Below are 14,940 nucleotides of genomic sequence, written 5' to 3'. Positions count from 1 at the left end.
CCGTGGACACCAACGGGAACCCGGGGCAGAGGCCTGCGGAGAGCATTGTGGTGGTCGGCAACGGCCAGGCCGGCATCCAGTTGGCCGACTCCCTGCGCAAGGAAGGGCACTCCGGGCCGATCACCGTGATCGGCGAGGAGGAGCACTTCCCCTACCAGCGCCCGCCGCTGTCCAAGGACTACCTGGTTGCGGCCGCCGGGGGCGGTGCGCCGGCGCCGCTGCCGCTGCGCGCCGGGAAATTCTTCGCGGACAACGACGTCGACTCCCTGCTGGGCGTGGCCGTCGCCGGGATCGACCGGGCCGGGCACACGGTAACGCTCGCGGACGGGACAGTGCTGGGCTACTCCAAGCTGGTGCTGGCCACCGGCGCGGCCAACCGCGGGCTCACGGTGCCGGGGGCGGGACTGGCCGGCATCCACGGCCTGCGCACCCTCGCCGACGCCGAGGCGGTGCACGCCGCGCTGGGCACCGCCCGGCGCGTGGTAGTCATCGGCGCCGGGTTCATCGGCCTGGAATTCGCCGCCGCGGCCCGGGCCCGCGGCCTCGAGGTGACCGTGCTCGAATACGCCGGGAGGCCGATGGCCAGGGCCCTGTCCCCGGCCATGAGCGAGTGGTTCGCCGCCGCGCACGCGGACATGGGCACCGTGCTGCGCCTGGGCGAGGGCATCGCCTCCTTCCAGGACGACGGCGCCGGGCACGTGGCCGCAGCCGTCTCCACCACCGGGACGGTCTACCCGGCGGACCTGGTCCTGGCCGGGGTTGGCGTCAGTCCGCGCACCGAACTGGCCGAGGCCGCCGGCCTGGTCGTGGAGAACGGCGTCGCCGTGGACGCATCCCTGCGCACCTCCGACCCGGACATCTACGCCCTCGGGGACTGCGCGTCCTACCCGCAGGCCCACGCCGGGATTCGGCTGCGTCTGGAGTCGGTGCAGAACGCCACCGACCAGGCCCGCCACCTTGCCCGGACCTTGGCCGGCACACACCCGGACGGGCAGCAGCCCTACGCGGACCTGCCGTGGTTCTGGTCCCAGCAGGGGCCGCTGAAGCTGCAGATCGCCGGGCTGATGCACCCCGGGGACGAGACGGTGGTGCGCGGGGATCCGGCAGCCGGGAAGTTTTCAGTCTTTTGCTTCCGCAGAGGAGAACTCACCGCCGCCGAGTCCGTCAACCAACCCGCCGACCACCTGGCCGCCCGGCGCCTGCTCACCCACAAGCTCCCGCTCACCCCGGAACAGGCAACCGACCCGGACTTCGACCTCAAGGCCTACTCCAAAGCCGTCCCCGTCCCCGCGTGAGGACCGTGCAGGGCTTCCACAGCATAGCTGAGCAGGGCGCGCGCCCGGGCGCTGAGCCTGGTCTGCTCGGGCCAGATCGCCGCCACGGAGGTCCTGCTGGCTGGCGGGTCGAGGGGGCGGACCACCACCTGCCTGCCCTCGATGGTCTGCGGCGGCTGGTGCGGCCGGGACATCAGCAGGGCGTAGCCCAGCCCCCGGCCCACCAGCGCCTGGACCAGCACCACCTGCGGCATGGAGGTCAGGATGTTCGGCTGCAGGCCGCGCTCGGCGAAAACCGTATCGGTATTGGAGGTGCTCGGGCTCGAGTCGTACATGATCAGCGGTTCGGGTGCCAGCTCGGCCAGGTCCACCGCGTCCAGCTTGGCGAGCCGGTGGTCCGGGGGCAGCACGGCCATCAGCTCGGTGTCGTAGATTTTCAGGCGCGCATAGCCGCGCGGCAGGAACATGTCGTAGACAATGGCCAGGTCCAGCAGGCCGGCGTCCAGGGCAGGCAGGAGGTCGTCGTGGGTCCCGACGGTCACCTCCACGGTGACTTCCGGGTGGCGCGCCGGGAAGCCTGCCAGGATGGGCGGCACCACGGTGCTGGCGAAGGTGGCAAACACCCCCAGCTTGACCGGGCCCCTGAGCCGCCCGGCCGTGCCTGCCAGGTCGCTGACCAGCCCCTCGGCGTCGTGCAGCAGGCGGCGGGCCCCCTGGGCAAAGAACTGTCCGGCAGGGGTCAGCTGCAGGCCGCGGGCCTTGCGCCGTACGCACAGCTGCTCGCCCACCGCCTGCTCCAGCGCGGAAATGGCCTGGGAGAGTGCGGACTCGGAAATATGCAACGCGGCCGCGGCCGAACTGAGCGTGGCGTGGTCGGGCAGGGCGGCAAAGAGCTGGAGCTGGCGGAAAGTGAAATCAGGCACAGTTTTTCGGTCCGTCCGAAGATGTTCAGTGATTTTCTGAAGTTTACTAAATGAACTTCACATGTGACACTGGACACCCGGAAAGATCAATAGTTAGCGTTTTCAACCATCTTTCGGAATGCGGTACCGGCCCCAATGGGAAGCCGGGGACTTCAAGCAAGGAACCATGACTATGAGCACACGCTCCCAGAGCCACTCCTCCGCCGCCAACCAGCGGCGCGTGGCCTTTGCAACCATCATCGGCACCACCGTCGAGTGGTACGACTTCTTCATCTACGCGACCGCCGCCGGGCTGGTTTTCGCCAACCTCTTCTTCGAGCCGGCCGGCTCGCAGATCGGCCTGCTGCTGGCCTTTGCGTCCGTCGGCATCAGCTTCCTGTTCCGGCCGCTCGGCGCGTTCCTGGCCGGCCACTACGGCGACAGGATCGGCCGGCGCTGGATGCTGGTCCTCACCCTGATCCTGATGGGCGCGGCCACCACCTTGATCGGCGTGCTGCCCACCTACGAGACCGCCGGCGTGCTGGCCCCGGTCATGCTGCTGCTGCTGCGCATCCTGCAGGGCATCTCGGCCGGCGGCGAGTGGGGCGGCGCCGTGCTGATGGCCGTCGAGCATGCGCCTGCCGACCGCCGCGGCCGGGCCGGTTCCTTCCCGCAGCTCGGCGTGCCCCTGGGCATGCTGCTGGCTTCGGGCGTAACCACGCTGATGACCGGCGTCATCTCCCCCGGTGACGCGTTCGTCGAGTGGGGCTGGCGCGTGCCGTTCCTGCTCAGCTTCGTGCTGATCATTGTCGGCTACGTTGTCCGCCGCGCCGTGGACGAGTCCCCGGTCTTCCAGGAAATTGCCGAAAAGAAGCAGCAGACCAAGGTCCCGGTCGCCGAACTGTTCCGCAAGCACTGGCTGCTGGTGATCCTGGCCGCCCTGGTCTTCGCCGGCAACAACGCTGCGGGCTACATGGCCACCGGCGGCTTCATCCCCAGCTACGCCACCAGCGACGCCGTCGGCATGGAGCGCACCGATGTCCTGCTGGCCATCACCTTCGCCTCCGCGTGCTGGTTCTTCTGGACCGCACTGGCAGGGTTCCTGGCCGACAAGATCGGCCGCAAGCGCACCTACCTGATCGGCTTCACCGCGCAGCTGCTGACGGTGTTCCCGCTGTTCTGGCTGATCAATACCGGTTCGCTGGGCATGCTCTACGTGGCACTGGCGCTGTTCACCATCGGCCTGGGCCTGAGCTACGGCCCGCAGGCTGCCTGGTACAGCGAGATCTTCCCGGCCTCGGTCCGCTTCTCCGGGGTGTCGATCTCCTACGCCCTCGGCGCGATCCTGGGCGGCGCATTCGCCCCGACCATCGCCCAGGCGCTGGTCAACGCCACCGGCAGCAGCAACTCGGTGTCGCTGTACCTGTTCGGCCTCACCATCGTCTCGATGGCCGCCGTGCTGATCCTGCGCGACCGCCGGGGGATCGACCTGTCGATCAACAATCAGGCCGAGCAGGAAGTCGGAGCCACCATCTTCGACAAGCGCCGGGCCGTCTCCACGAAGGAGTCCGTCCAGGCCAACGCCTGACCTGCCCGACCCCGAAGGGGGGAGGTTCCGGCAATCCCGGAACCTCCCCCCTTCCCTTTTCCCGGATTAACCCCGAAATGGGATTCTGCTCCCGGTCCGGACCGGGAGCAGAATCCCATTTCGGGGTAAAAATTTCGGGGTAAAAATCAGTGCGCCTGGCGCTCGGCAGCCTCCACCACGTTCGCCAGCAGCATCGCGCGGGTCATCGGACCCACACCGCCTGGGTTCGGGGACAGCCAGCCGGCCACGCTGCGGGCCTCCGGGTCCACGTCACCGGTGACCCGGGACTTGCCGGTCTCCTCGTCCTCGACCCGGCTGACACCCACATCCAGCACCACCACGCCGGGCTTGAGATCCGCGGCCTTGATCATGTGCGGCATGCCGGCCGCGGCGATAACGACGTCGGCCTGGTTCAGTTCCGCGGACAGGTCCTCGGTGCCGGTGTGCGCCAACGTGACCGTGGCGTTGATGTTGCGCCGGGTCAGCAACAAACCCAGCGGCCTGCCCACAGTCACGCCGCGGCCGACCACCAGCACCTTCCTGCCCTTCAGCTCGATGTCGTGGCGCAGCAGCAGCTCCACGCAGCCGTGCGGGGTGCACGGCAGCGGCGAATCCAGCGGCTCGCTCACGTTCAGCACCAGCTTGCCCAGGTTCATCGGGTGCAGCCCGTCGGCGTCCTTGGCCGGATCGATCCTTTCCAGGATCCGGTTGGTGTCGATGTGCTTGGGCAGCGGCAGCTGCACAATGTAGCCGGTGCAGGCCGGATCGGCGTTCAGCTCGTCCAGGACCGCTTCGAGCTCTTCCTGGGTGATGCTTTCCGGCAGGTCGCGGCGGATGGACTCGATGCCCACCTCGGCGCAGTCCCGGTGCTTGCCGGCCACGTACCACTGGCTGCCCGGATCCTCGCCCACCAGCACGGTGCCCAGGCCCGGGGTGATGCCCTTAGCCTTCAACGCGGCCACGCGCTCGGCGAGCTCGGACTTGATCGCCGCCGCGGTGGCCTTGCCGTCGAGGATGCGGGCCGGCTGTGGGTTGCTGTAAATGTTCACGCTCACCATTCCTCGTGTCCCGGGTACAGCGGGAAGTCCTGGGCCAGCTTGGCCACGCGCTTGCGCAGCATCTCGGTGTCCGCCCCGCCCTTGAGCGCGGTGGCAATAACGTCCGAGACCTCTTCGAACTCGGCCGCGCCGAAGCCGCGGGTGGCCAGCGCCGGGGTGCCGATGCGCAGGCCGGAGGTGACCATCGGCGGGCGCGGGTCGAACGGCACGGCGTTGCGGTTGACCGTGATGCCCACCGAATGGAGCAGGTCCTCGGCCTGCTTGCCGTCCAGCTCCGAGTTGCGCAGGTCCACCAGGACCAGGTGCACGTCGGTGCCGCCGGTGAGCACGGACACTCCGGCACCGGCCACGTCCGGGGCGTTCAGCCGGTCGGCGAGGATGCGGGCCCCTTCCAGGACACGCTCCTGGCGCTGGCGGAATTCCTCGGAGGCGGCAATCTTGAAGGCCACGGCCTTGGCAGCGACGACGTGCATCAGCGGCCCGCCCTGCTGGCCGGGGAAGACATTGGAGTTGATCTTCTTGCCGAACTGTTCCTTGGCCAGGATCACCCCGGAGCGCGGGCCGGCCAGCGTCTTGTGCACGGTGGAGGTCACGACGTCGGCATGCGGCACCGGGTTCGGGTGCAGGCCGGCGGCCACCAGGCCGGCGAAGTGCGCCATGTCGGTCCAGAAGTACGCACCGACCTCATCGGCAATGGAGCGGAAGGCCTCGAAGTCCAGCTGGCGCGGGTAGGCGGACCATCCGGCCACGATCACGTTTGGGCGCTCGGCCAGGGCCTGTTCGCGCACCTTGTCCATGTCCACGCGGAACGACTTCGGATCCACCTCGTAGGCGGCCACCTCGTAGAGCTTGCCGGAGAAGTTCAGCTTCATGCCGTGGGTCAGGTGCCCGCCGTGGGCCAGCGACAGGCCCATCATCTTGTCCCCGGGCTCGATCAGCGCGGACAGGGCCGCGGCGTTGGCCTGGGCGCCGGCGTGCGGCTGGACGTTGGCGAACTCGGCGCCGAAGAGGGCCTTGACCCGGTCGATGGCCAGGTTCTCGGCCACGTCCACGTGCTCGCAGCCGCCGTAGTAGCGCCGTCCCGGGTAGCCCTCGGCGTACTTGTTGGTCAGGACCGACCCCTGGACCTCCAGCACCGAGCGCGGCGCGAAATTCTCGGAGGCGATCATTTCAAGGGTGTCCCGCTGGCGGCCGAGTTCGGCCTCCAGCACTGCCGCGATTTCGGGATCAACTTCGGATAGCGGCAGATTGGTCACAGAGGTGGTGGAAGACGTCACGGATTCTCCTGGGTGGGTGCGTTCTGCTACAGGTCAGGCTACCGGCTGCGGGCGCACCCACGCATATGCGTCGGCAGATTGCAGCAACCGGTTAAAACGTGACCCTCGGCCCAGGCGTGCGATCCGTGGTCTGCACTGTGCGGCCCGCAGCCGGCTTCCCCGCTGCGTTCTGCTGCCGCTTCCTGATGGTGCCCCACCTAACGCCAGTCGCGGCACGCACCATCCTACCGGGCCTGCCCGGCCAGTCCGGAATATCCGCCGGCCGCGGCCCGTTGAGATGTTGACAGTTCAACTAAAAGCGGAGGACCCATGCAGACCTTGGCCGCGGTCGTCATCGGCGCGGGGCAGGCGGGCCTGAGCGCCGCATACCACCTGCAGCGCCGCGGACTGGTCCCTGAACGGGACTATATCGTGCTGGATGCCAACGCCGGCCCCGGCGGGGCCTGGCGCCACCGCTGGCCGTCGCTGACGTTCGACGCCGCGCACGCGCTGCACGACCTGCCCGGCCTGCCGCTGGGGAGGCCGGACCCGAAGGAGCCGGCCTCCGCCGTCGTCGGACGCTACTACGGCGCCTACGAGCGGCGCTTCGGACTGCCGGTCCACCGGCCGGTGCGCGTCCGGGCCGTCGAAGCGGCCGGCGGAGGCCTGCTGCGGGTGGGCGGTGCCGGCAGCGAATGGCTGGCCCGGTCCGTGGTCAACGGCACCGGCACCTGGGACCGTCCGTACTGGCCCTGGTACCCGGGCCTGGAGACATTCCGCGGCCGCCAGCTGCACACCCACGACTTCCGCTCCGCCACCGAGTTCAGCGGCCGGCGGGTGCTGGTGGTCGGCGGCGGCACCTCGGGACTGCAGTTCCTGCTCCAACTGGACGCCGCCGGCGCCCGCACGCTCTGGTCCACCCGCCGGCCGCCGCAGTTCACCGATGTCCCGTTCGACGCCGCCTGGGGCACCGACGTCGAACGCAGGGTCAACGAACGCACCCGGGCCGGGCTGCCGCCGCTGAGCGTGGTCACCTCGACCGGGCTGCCGCTGACTGCGGCATACCGGGCCGGGATCGAATCCGGCGTGCTGGTCTCCCGCGGCCGGCTCGGGCGCCTTACCGCCGGCGGCGTGGTCTTCGCCGACGGTTCGGCCGAACCGGTGGATGTGATCCTCTGGGCCACCGGCTTCCGCGCCGCGCTGGACCACCTGGCCCCGCTGCGCCTGCGCGAACCCGGCGGCGGTATCCGGATGGCCGCAGACGGCGTCGGCGTGCCCAAACGTCCCGGACTCTTCCTGGTCGGCTACGGAGCCTCGGCCTCCACCATCGGGGCCACCCGGGCCGGCCGGGCCGCGGCGCTGGCCGCCGTGCGGTTCCTGGCCGGGCACGACGGCGCCGAGGCGGCCCCCGCCGGGCCGCCGGCCGTCCCGGCAGGGGTCTGATCCGCCCCCTCGCTTCGCTCGGACGGGGCCCCTGCCGCTACGCTGGGAACCGTGACAGAAGCACCTGTGGCCGCGGCCAAACCCAGCACCAAGATTGCCTACAATCTGACCCTGTCCTGCGCGGACCGTCCCGGCATCGTCGCCGCCGTCGCCGGAGTGCTGGCCGAGGCCGGCTGCAACATCGTGGATTCGCAGCAGTACGGCAGCCCGGAGTCGGGGCGCTTCTTCATGCGTGTGGCCGTGAGTACCGAGACGGACTACCAGCAGCTGCACGCGAAGCTGCAGCCGGTGGCCGAGTCCTTCGGGATGGACTGGGGCCTGCACCGCGAGGGCCAGAAGATGCGCACCCTGCTGATGGCCTCCAAGTCCGGGCATTGCCTGAACCACCTGCTCTTCCTGCAGCGCTCCGGCACGCTGCCGATCGAGGTTCCCGCCATCGTCTCCAACCACACGGACCTGGCCGGCCTTGCCGAGTTCTACGGGATCGAGTACCACCACATCCCTGTCACCCCGGACACCAAGGCGCAGGCCGAGGACCGGCTGCGCGCCCTGGTCGCCGAGCACGACGTCGAACTGGTGGTGCTGGCCCGCTACATGCAGGTCCTGAGCAACCAGCTGTGCACCGACCTGCAGGGACGGGCGATCAATATCCATCATTCCTTCCTGCCTTCCTTCAAGGGGGCCCGGCCCTACCACCAGGCCCATGCCCGCGGAGTGAAGCTGATCGGCGCCACCGCGCATTACGTCACCCCGGACCTGGACGAGGGCCCGATCATCGAGCAGGAAGTGATCCGGGTCAGCCACGCCCGGTCGGCCGAACAGTTCGTGGCCATGGGCCGCGACGTGGAGGCACGGACACTGTCCCAAGCGGTGCAGTGGCATGCCGAGCACCGAGTGCTGCTGGACGGCACCCGCACCGTCATCTTCAACTGATCCCGCGCGGCTGGCCTGCGGCCGATTCCGCCCGCCGGCCGCCGGCGCGGCGCCGCGGCATGGAGCCGCCGCCGGGCCGCCGGTAGAGTCTGGGCATGGTCTATCAGGAGCAGGAGCACGCCCCGGCCGATCCACGGCGCACCGCCGAACGCGACGCGTTCATCGACGAACTGGTCGCCGGGCACCGGCACCAGGTGCTCGAAATCGGCTGCGGCATCGGCGAGGACGGCCTGGCCTTCGTGGCCGCCGGCATCAACTACGTGGGCGTGGACGGTTCCGCGGACAACGTCCACCGGGCCCGTGCCCGCCGGCTGGAGGCAGTGGTCGGCACCCCGGACGAGCTGCCGTTCGCGGAAGAGACGTTCGACGCCGCCTGGGCCATGGACGCGCTGGAGCAGGTGGCCAACACGGACCTGTACGGCGTACTGACCGAAATCATGCGCGTGCTCAAGCCCGGCGCCCCGCTCGCCGTGGGGCTGCACTCCGGGCAGGACACCGAAGGCCACGCCTCGGAAACCAGCCGCTTCCTGAGCCTGCGCAGCGACGAGATGGTCAGGAACCTGTTCGAGCCCCATGGGAACATCCGTTCGTTCACCACCTGGGAACTGGCCGACGGCAGCGGGCACTATCAGTTCCTGGTCGTCGCCAAACCCTGAGGCGCCGGCCCCGGCCCTAACGCACAGCGGCTCCCCCCACCCCCGCAGGCTCGGCGGGGCCCAGCCGTTACGCTTGGAGCCATGGCTTACATCATCACCATCGCCGGGAAGACCCCGGCCGTCGATCCGTCCGCCTTTGTCGCTCCCACCGCCACACTCAGCGGGGATGTTGCCCTCGCGGCCGAGGCGAGCGCCTTCTACGGCGTCTCCGTCCGCGGCGACTCCGCCCCCATCCGGGTCGGTGCCGGCAGCAACCTCCAGGACAACGTCGTCCTGCACGCCGACGCCGGCTTCCCCTGCACCATCGGGGCGGGCGTCAGCGTCGGACATTCGGCGGTGGTCCACGGCTGCACCGTGGGGGACAACTGCCTGGTCGGCATGAGCGCGACCATCATGAACGGCGCGATCATCGGCGAGGGTTCGCTGGTTGCCGCCGGCGCCGTCGTGCTCGAAGGCACCCAGGTCCCGCCGCGCTCGCTGGTCGCCGGAGTGCCCGCCAAGGTCCGCCGGGAGCTGAGCGAGGAGGAATACCAGTCGGTGCTGCGCAACGCTTCCCACTACGTCGAGCTGGCCAAGGTGCACCGGGAGGCCAACGCCTGACTCCCCCGGGACGGCCCGGGCCGCCCCGGACGGTGATGGACGAGCGCGGCACCGGCGGCAATGATGGAGCCATGACGCACATCGTGCCCCCGCCCTGCGCCGAACCGGGAGCGCCCAGCCCCATCGAGGCCACCGGCCGGCCGCTGCGCTGGGGCGTGGTCTCCACCGGCAGGATGGCCGGCCGCGTCACCGAGGACATTGCCCGGCTCGAGGACGCCGTGCTGCAGGCGGTCAGTTCCCGCAGCCGGGCCAACGCGCTCGACTTCCGCGAGCGCTTCGGCTTCGCTACCTGTTATTGGGACGACGGCGCCACGCGCGGTTACGAAAGGCTCTTCACCGACCCGGCCGTGGACGTGGTCTACGTGGCGACCCCGCACGGGCAGCACTACGCGATCGCCAGGCGGGCGCTCGAGGCCGGCAAGCATGTCTTGTGTGAAAAGGCCCTGGCCATCAATGCGCGCGAGGCCGCGGAATTGATCGAGCTCGCCCGCGCCCGCGACCTGTTCCTGATGGAAGCCATCTGGAGCCGCTTCCTGCCGGCGCTGAACCGGGCCTGGCAGATCATCGATTCCGGTGAGCTGGGCGCCATCCACTGGGTCCAGGCGGACCTGGGCTTCCCCGCGCCCTACGATGTGTCCTCCCGGCTGTGGAATCCGGCGGCCGGCGGCGGCGCCCTGCTGGAGCTGGCCGTGTATCCATTGACCTGGGCCCTGGGGTCGCTGGGCTACCCGCAGACGGTCACCGCCGTCGGGCACGTGAACGAGGACGGCATCGACGACCAGAATGCCCTGACCCTCACTTACAGCTCCGGCGCCCAGGCGCAGCTGACCTCCTCGCTGCTGGCCTGGTCCCCGCGCACCGCCACGGTGGCCGGCTCGCACGGCTGGCTGCGCACCAATTCGCCGCTGCACAACCCCACGGAACTGGTCATCGAGCAGTACCACGGGCCCGTCCGGACCGAGCGCTTCGAGCAGATCGGCAACGGCTTCACCTACCAGCTGCGCGAGGCGACCCGGTGCATCCAGGCCGGCCTGGCCGCCAGCCCGACCATGCCGTGGGAGCACACGCTCAAGACCATGCGGCTCTTCGACGGCGTGCGCGCCCAGCTCGGCGTCAGCTACGTCAACGACCGCATCCCTGCGGTGGACTAGGAGCAGGCCCTGCCGGGCCTATGCAAGGTCGCGCCACCGTGGTTACGCTCAAGCATGGGCGCCGAAGTCAAGTCCAAAACCTTCAGCCGCGAGCAGCGGACGAAGTACCGGCAGCGGCTGCTGGAAAACCTGGAAGCCTTTGAAAGTTACCTGGCCACCGGGCAGTTCGCCGCCACCGGGACCATCGGCCTGGAACTGGAACTGAACCTGGCCAACGCGGACTTCTCCCCCGCACTGCGCAACGCCGCCGTCCTGGAGGCCATCGCGGATCCGGCCTTCCAGACCGAGATCGGCACTTTCAACATCGAGCTGAACCACCCGGCGCTCTCGATCGCGGGCCAGGGGCTCAAGCAGCTCGAGGACAGCCTGCGCGCCCAGCTCAACCGGGCCGACGAGCGCGCGGCGGCGGCGAACGCGGACATCCTGATGATCGGGATCCTGCCCACGCTCAAGCGCAGCCTGGTGGAGGACATGTCCTGGCTCAGCGCAGGCCGGCGCTATGCGGCGCTGAACACTTCGGTGCTGCAGGCGCGCGGCGAGGACGTGCTGCTGGAACTGCGCGGCATCGAGTCCATCTCCTTCTACGCCAAGAACATTGCCCCGGAGGCGGCCTGCACCAGCGTCCAGCTGCATATCCAGGTGCAGCCGCACGAGTTCGCCCCGGTCTGGAACGCCGCCCAGGTCATCGCCGGCCCGCAGGTGGCCGTCGCGGCGAATTCCCCGGTATTCATGGAAACCCTGCTCTGGCACGAGACACGCATCGACCTGTTCAAGCAGGCCATTGACTCGCGGCCACCGGAAATGCGCAACCAGGGCGTGCGCCCGCGTGTCTGGTTCGGGGAACGCTGGATCACCTCCATCTTCGATCTGTTCGAGGAAAACGTGCGGTACTTCCCGGCCCTGCTGCCCGAACTGAACCGGAGCACCGGCGGGCGCACCCGTGCCGGGGCCCCGCTGCTGCCCGAGCTGCGGCTGCACAACGGCACCGTCTACCGCTGGAACCGGCCGATCTACGACCCCGACGGAGACCTGCCGAACCTGCGGCTGGAGAACCGCCTGCTGCCGGCCGGCCCCACGGTGCTGGACACCATCGCCAACGCCGCCTTCTTCTTCGGCCTGGTGCGCGTGCTGCGGACCGCCGACCGGCCGCTCTGGTCCCGGATGGCGTTCAAGACCGCCGCGGACAATTTCCTGACCTGCGCCCGGAAAGGGCTGGAGGCCTCCGTCTACTGGCCGGGCATCGGCGACATTCCGGTCACCGAGCTGATCCTGCGGCACCTGCTGCCAATGGCAGCCAACGGCCTGGAGCAGCTGGGCGTGGACGGCGACCTGATCGGCAGGTACCTGGATGTGGTGCGTGCCCGGACCCAGTCCGAGCAGAACGGCGCTGCCTGGCAGATCGCCGCCCTCCGCAGGCTCGAGGCCTCCGGCCTGGACCGCAGTACCGCGCTGACCGAGATGACCCGCCATTACTGGGAAAACATGCACACCAACCAGCCGGTACACACCTGGCCGCTGCCCTGAGCTGCGCGGCCGGCCCGCACACGACGGCGGCCCCGCGCTTCCCTGGGGAAGCGCGGGGCCGCCGTCGTTCCCTCACGCAGGTCCGGATCGTTCAGGATCTCCCCTCGCTTCGTTCCTCAGCGGGGAACCCCGATCCTTCACTTGCCGCAGAGCGGGCTACCCGGCCGGCGGACGCGTTACTTGCGCAGCGTCGCGAGGACCTCGTTGAACTTGGCCGACGGACGCATCACGGCCGAGGCCTTGGACTCGTCCGGGCGGTAGTAGCCGCCGATGTCCACCGGCGAGCCCTGGACGGCCAGCAGTTCCTCGTTGATGGCCTGCTCGTTGGCGCCCAGTGCCTCGGCCAGGCCGGAGAAGGCCGAGGCCAGCTCGGCGTCCTCGGTCTGCTTGGCCAGCTCCTGCGCCCAGTACAGGGACAGGTAGAAGTGGCTGCCGCGGTTGTCGATCTCCCCCACCTTGCGGCTCGGGGACTTGTTCTCCAGCAGGAACGTGCCGGTGGCACGGTCCAGCGTGTCCGCCAGGACCTGGGCGCGCTTGTTGCCCGCGGTGGCGGCCAGGTGCTCGAAGCTGGCGGCCAGGGCCAGGAACTCTCCGAGGGAATCCCAGCGCAGGTGGTTTTCCTTCAGCAGCTGCTGCACGTGCTTCGGGGCCGAACCGCCGGCGCCGGTCTCGAACAGGCCGCCGCCGTTGAGCAGGGGCACGATCGAGAGCATCTTGGCACTGGTGCCGAGCTCGAGGATCGGGAACAGGTCGGTCAGGTAGTCGCGCAGCACGTTGCCGGTCACCGAGATGGTGTCCTCGCCCCTGCGGATGCGCTCCAGCGTGAAGGCGGTGGCCTCTTCCGGAGCCATAATCTCGATCTGCAGGCCCTCGGTGTCGTGCTCCTTGAGGTACTCGGTCACCTTGCTGATCAGGTTGGCGTCGTGTGCCCGGTTCCTGTCCAGCCAGAAGACGGCAGGCGTCTTGGAGGCTCGGGCCCGGGTCACGGCCAGCTTCACCCAGTCGCGGATCGGCACGTCCTTGGTCTGGCAGGCGCGCCAGATGTCGCCCGGGGCCACCTGGTGCTCGATCACCACGTTGCCGGCGCCGTCGACGATCTGCACCGTGCCGGCCTGCTGGATCTCGAAGGTCTTGTCGTGGCTGCCGTACTCCTCGGCGGCCTGGGCCATGAGGCCGACGTTCGGTACGGTGCCCATAGTCACCGGGTCGTAGGCGCCGTTGGCGCGGCAGTCATTGATGACCACCTGGTAGATGCCGGCGTAGGAGCTGTCCGGCAGCACGGCCAGCGTGTCAGCTTCCTTGCCGTCCGGGCCCCACATGTGCCCGGAGCTGCGGATCATGGCCGGCATCGAGGCATCGACAATGACGTCGCTGGGCACGTGCAGGTTGGTGATGCCCTTGTCCGAGTCGACCATCGCCAGCGCCGGGCCTTCCTCCAGGCCCTTCTTGATGCCGGCCTCGACGCCTTCGCGCACATCGGCAGGCAGGGCATCGAGCCCGCTGAGGATGGAGGCCAGGCCGTTGTTCGGGCTCAGGCCGGCGGCGGCGAGCTGCTCGCCGTAGGTGGCGAAGACTTCCGGGAAGAAGGCCTTGACCACGTGGCCGAAGATGATCGGGTCGGAGACCTTCATCATGGTGGCCTTCAGGTGGGTGGAGAAGAGTACGCCTTCTTCCTTGGCCCGGGCCACCTGGGCGGCCAGGAACTCGTCCAGGGCCGCAGCGCGCATCACGGTGCCGTCGACGACTTCGCCGGCCAGGACCGGGATGGACTCCTTCAGGACGGTGGTGGTGCCATCCTCGGCGACGAGCTGGATCTTGAAGGTGTCGTCGGCGGGGACGACGACGGACTGCTCGTTGGAGCGGAAGTCGTCGGCCTCCATGTGCGCGACGTTGGTCTTCGAATCCGGGCTCCAGGCACCCATGCTGTGCGGGTTCTGGCGCGCGTAGTTCTTCACCGACAGGGGGGCGCGGCGGTCGGAGTTGCCTTCGCGCAGGACCGGGTTGACCGCGCTGCCCTTGATCTTGTCGTAGCGGGCCCGGATCTCCTTTTCCTTGTCCGAGGACGGATCATCCGGGTAGTCAGGCAGAGCGTAGCCCTGTTCCTGCAGTTCCGCGATGGCAGCCTTCAGCTGCGGGATGGAAGCGCTGATGTTCGGCAGCTTGATGATGTTGGCTTCCGGCGTCTTGGCCAGTTCGCCCAGTTCGGCCAGCGCGTCGCCGATCCGCTGCTCTTCGGTGAGGAAATCGCCGAAGGCAGCAATGATCCGGCCAGCCAGCGAGATGTCGCGGGTCTCCACTTCCACACCGGCGGTCGAAGCGTAGGCCTCGATAATCGGCAAGAACGAATGGGTGGCCAGCATCGGCGCTTCGTCGGTGTGGGTATAGATAATCTTGGCCATTTGTGAGGCGTCTCCCTGCAAGGTCTACGGGTATCAGGAAATCTGATCTGATCTCAACGTTCCCAATTTACCCGAGGAGACCTGCCGGGCGGGTACGACGGCGGGGGCCCGGCTTAACAAAGCCGGGCCCCCGCCGTCGTCGTCCTGACCAAGCCA

General features: G+C 69.1%; 12 protein-coding genes. 8 read left to right on the top strand and 4 right to left on the bottom strand.

What is annotated here, in order from left to right; translation table 11 throughout:
• Window positions 1–2: 2 nt before the first annotated feature.
• Complete coding sequence (locus HGG74_RS01345; RefSeq protein ID WP_312856688.1) at window positions 3–1,295, top strand: NAD(P)/FAD-dependent oxidoreductase; 1,293 nt, start codon at window positions 3–5, stop codon at window positions 1,293–1,295.
• Here the strand turns inward: HGG74_RS01345 and HGG74_RS01340 are convergent.
• Window positions 1,265–2,197, bottom strand: coding sequence for a LysR substrate-binding domain-containing protein (locus tag HGG74_RS01340; RefSeq protein WP_168484539.1), 933 nt, complete (start codon window positions 2,195–2,197; stop codon window positions 1,265–1,267). The two genes, HGG74_RS01345 and HGG74_RS01340, sit on opposite strands and share 31 nt — an antisense overlap.
• Before the next feature lie 166 nt (window positions 2,198–2,363).
• On the opposite strand from HGG74_RS01340, the gene HGG74_RS01335 reads away from it, so the two are divergent.
• Complete coding sequence (locus HGG74_RS01335) at window positions 2,364–3,764, top strand: MFS transporter (RefSeq protein WP_376766107.1); 1,401 nt, start codon at window positions 2,364–2,366, stop codon at window positions 3,762–3,764.
• Between the two features lie 146 nt (window positions 3,765–3,910).
• Here the strand turns inward: HGG74_RS01335 and HGG74_RS01330 are convergent, their stop codons facing one another.
• Both HGG74_RS01330 and glyA read right to left on the bottom strand, forming a co-directional pair.
• Window positions 3,911–4,813, bottom strand: coding sequence for a bifunctional methylenetetrahydrofolate dehydrogenase/methenyltetrahydrofolate cyclohydrolase (locus HGG74_RS01330; RefSeq protein WP_312856708.1), 903 nt, complete (start codon window positions 4,811–4,813; stop codon window positions 3,911–3,913).
• Window positions 4,814–4,815: 2 nt separating this feature from the next.
• Window positions 4,816–6,099 (bottom strand): serine hydroxymethyltransferase, encoded by a 1,284-nt coding sequence (gene glyA / locus HGG74_RS01325; protein WP_312856687.1) that lies wholly within the window; start codon window positions 6,097–6,099, stop codon window positions 4,816–4,818.
• Window positions 6,100–6,408: 309 nt separating this feature from the next.
• Between glyA and HGG74_RS01320 the strand changes: the two genes are divergently transcribed.
• The 6 genes from HGG74_RS01320 to HGG74_RS01295 all read left to right on the top strand — a co-directional run bounded on the left by HGG74_RS01320 (window position 6,409) and on the right by HGG74_RS01295 (window position 12,385).
• Window positions 6,409–7,521 (top strand): NAD(P)-binding domain-containing protein, encoded by a 1,113-nt coding sequence (locus HGG74_RS01320; protein WP_168484536.1) that lies wholly within the window; start codon window positions 6,409–6,411, stop codon window positions 7,519–7,521.
• 51 nt (window positions 7,522–7,572) lie between these two features.
• The gene (gene purU / locus HGG74_RS01315; protein WP_312856686.1) at window positions 7,573–8,454 is read left to right on the top strand and encodes a formyltetrahydrofolate deformylase; all 882 of its coding nucleotides are present in this window, start codon (window positions 7,573–7,575) and stop codon (window positions 8,452–8,454) included.
• Window positions 8,455–8,549: 95 nt separating this feature from the next.
• Window positions 8,550–9,110 carry a class I SAM-dependent methyltransferase gene (locus HGG74_RS01310; protein WP_168484535.1) on the top strand — a complete coding sequence of 187 codons (561 nt, stop codon included), beginning with the start codon at window positions 8,550–8,552 and terminating at the stop codon, window positions 9,108–9,110.
• Between the two features lie 81 nt (window positions 9,111–9,191).
• Entirely contained in the window at window positions 9,192–9,710 is a 519-nt protein-coding gene (locus tag HGG74_RS01305) for a gamma carbonic anhydrase family protein (RefSeq protein WP_168484534.1), read from the top strand.
• Window positions 9,711–9,781: 71 nt separating this feature from the next.
• The gene (locus tag HGG74_RS01300; RefSeq protein ID WP_168484533.1) at window positions 9,782–10,861 is read left to right on the top strand and encodes a Gfo/Idh/MocA family protein; all 1,080 of its coding nucleotides are present in this window, start codon (window positions 9,782–9,784) and stop codon (window positions 10,859–10,861) included.
• 54 nt (window positions 10,862–10,915) lie between these two features.
• On the top strand, window positions 10,916–12,385 hold the full coding sequence (locus HGG74_RS01295) for a glutamate-cysteine ligase family protein (RefSeq protein ID WP_168484532.1): 1,470 nt from the start codon (window positions 10,916–10,918) through the stop codon (window positions 12,383–12,385).
• A 176-nt stretch (window positions 12,386–12,561) separates the two neighbouring features.
• Here the strand turns inward: HGG74_RS01295 and HGG74_RS01290 are convergent, their stop codons facing one another.
• Window positions 12,562–14,784, bottom strand: a complete 2,223-nt coding sequence (locus HGG74_RS01290; RefSeq protein WP_168484531.1) for an NADP-dependent isocitrate dehydrogenase — start codon at window positions 14,782–14,784, stop codon at window positions 12,562–12,564.
• Window positions 14,785–14,940 lie beyond the last annotated feature (156 nt).

It is taken from the genome of Arthrobacter mobilis, from assembly GCF_012395835.1.
Lineage (GTDB): Bacteria > Actinomycetota > Actinomycetes > Actinomycetales > Micrococcaceae > Crystallibacter > Crystallibacter mobilis.
The sequence above is the reverse complement of the archived record's forward strand: the minus strand, read 5'-3'. Positions and strand labels throughout refer to the sequence as shown.

Coding starts and splice junctions, on each gene's coding strand:
- HGG74_RS01335 (WP_376766107.1), top strand. CDS start 2,364: ATGACTATGAGCACACGCTCCCAGAGCCACTCCTCCGCCGCCAACCAG.
- HGG74_RS01320 (WP_168484536.1), top strand. CDS start 6,409: ATGCAGACCTTGGCCGCGGTCGTCATCGGCGCGGGGCAGGCGGGCCTG.
- HGG74_RS01310 (WP_168484535.1), top strand. CDS start 8,550: ATGGTCTATCAGGAGCAGGAGCACGCCCCGGCCGATCCACGGCGCACC.
- HGG74_RS01305 (WP_168484534.1), top strand. CDS start 9,192: ATGGCTTACATCATCACCATCGCCGGGAAGACCCCGGCCGTCGATCCG.
- HGG74_RS01300 (WP_168484533.1), top strand. CDS start 9,782: ATGACGCACATCGTGCCCCCGCCCTGCGCCGAACCGGGAGCGCCCAGC.
- HGG74_RS01295 (WP_168484532.1), top strand. CDS start 10,916: ATGGGCGCCGAAGTCAAGTCCAAAACCTTCAGCCGCGAGCAGCGGACG.
- HGG74_RS01290 (WP_168484531.1), bottom strand. CDS start 14,784: ATGGCCAAGATTATCTATACCCACACCGACGAAGCGCCGATGCTGGCC.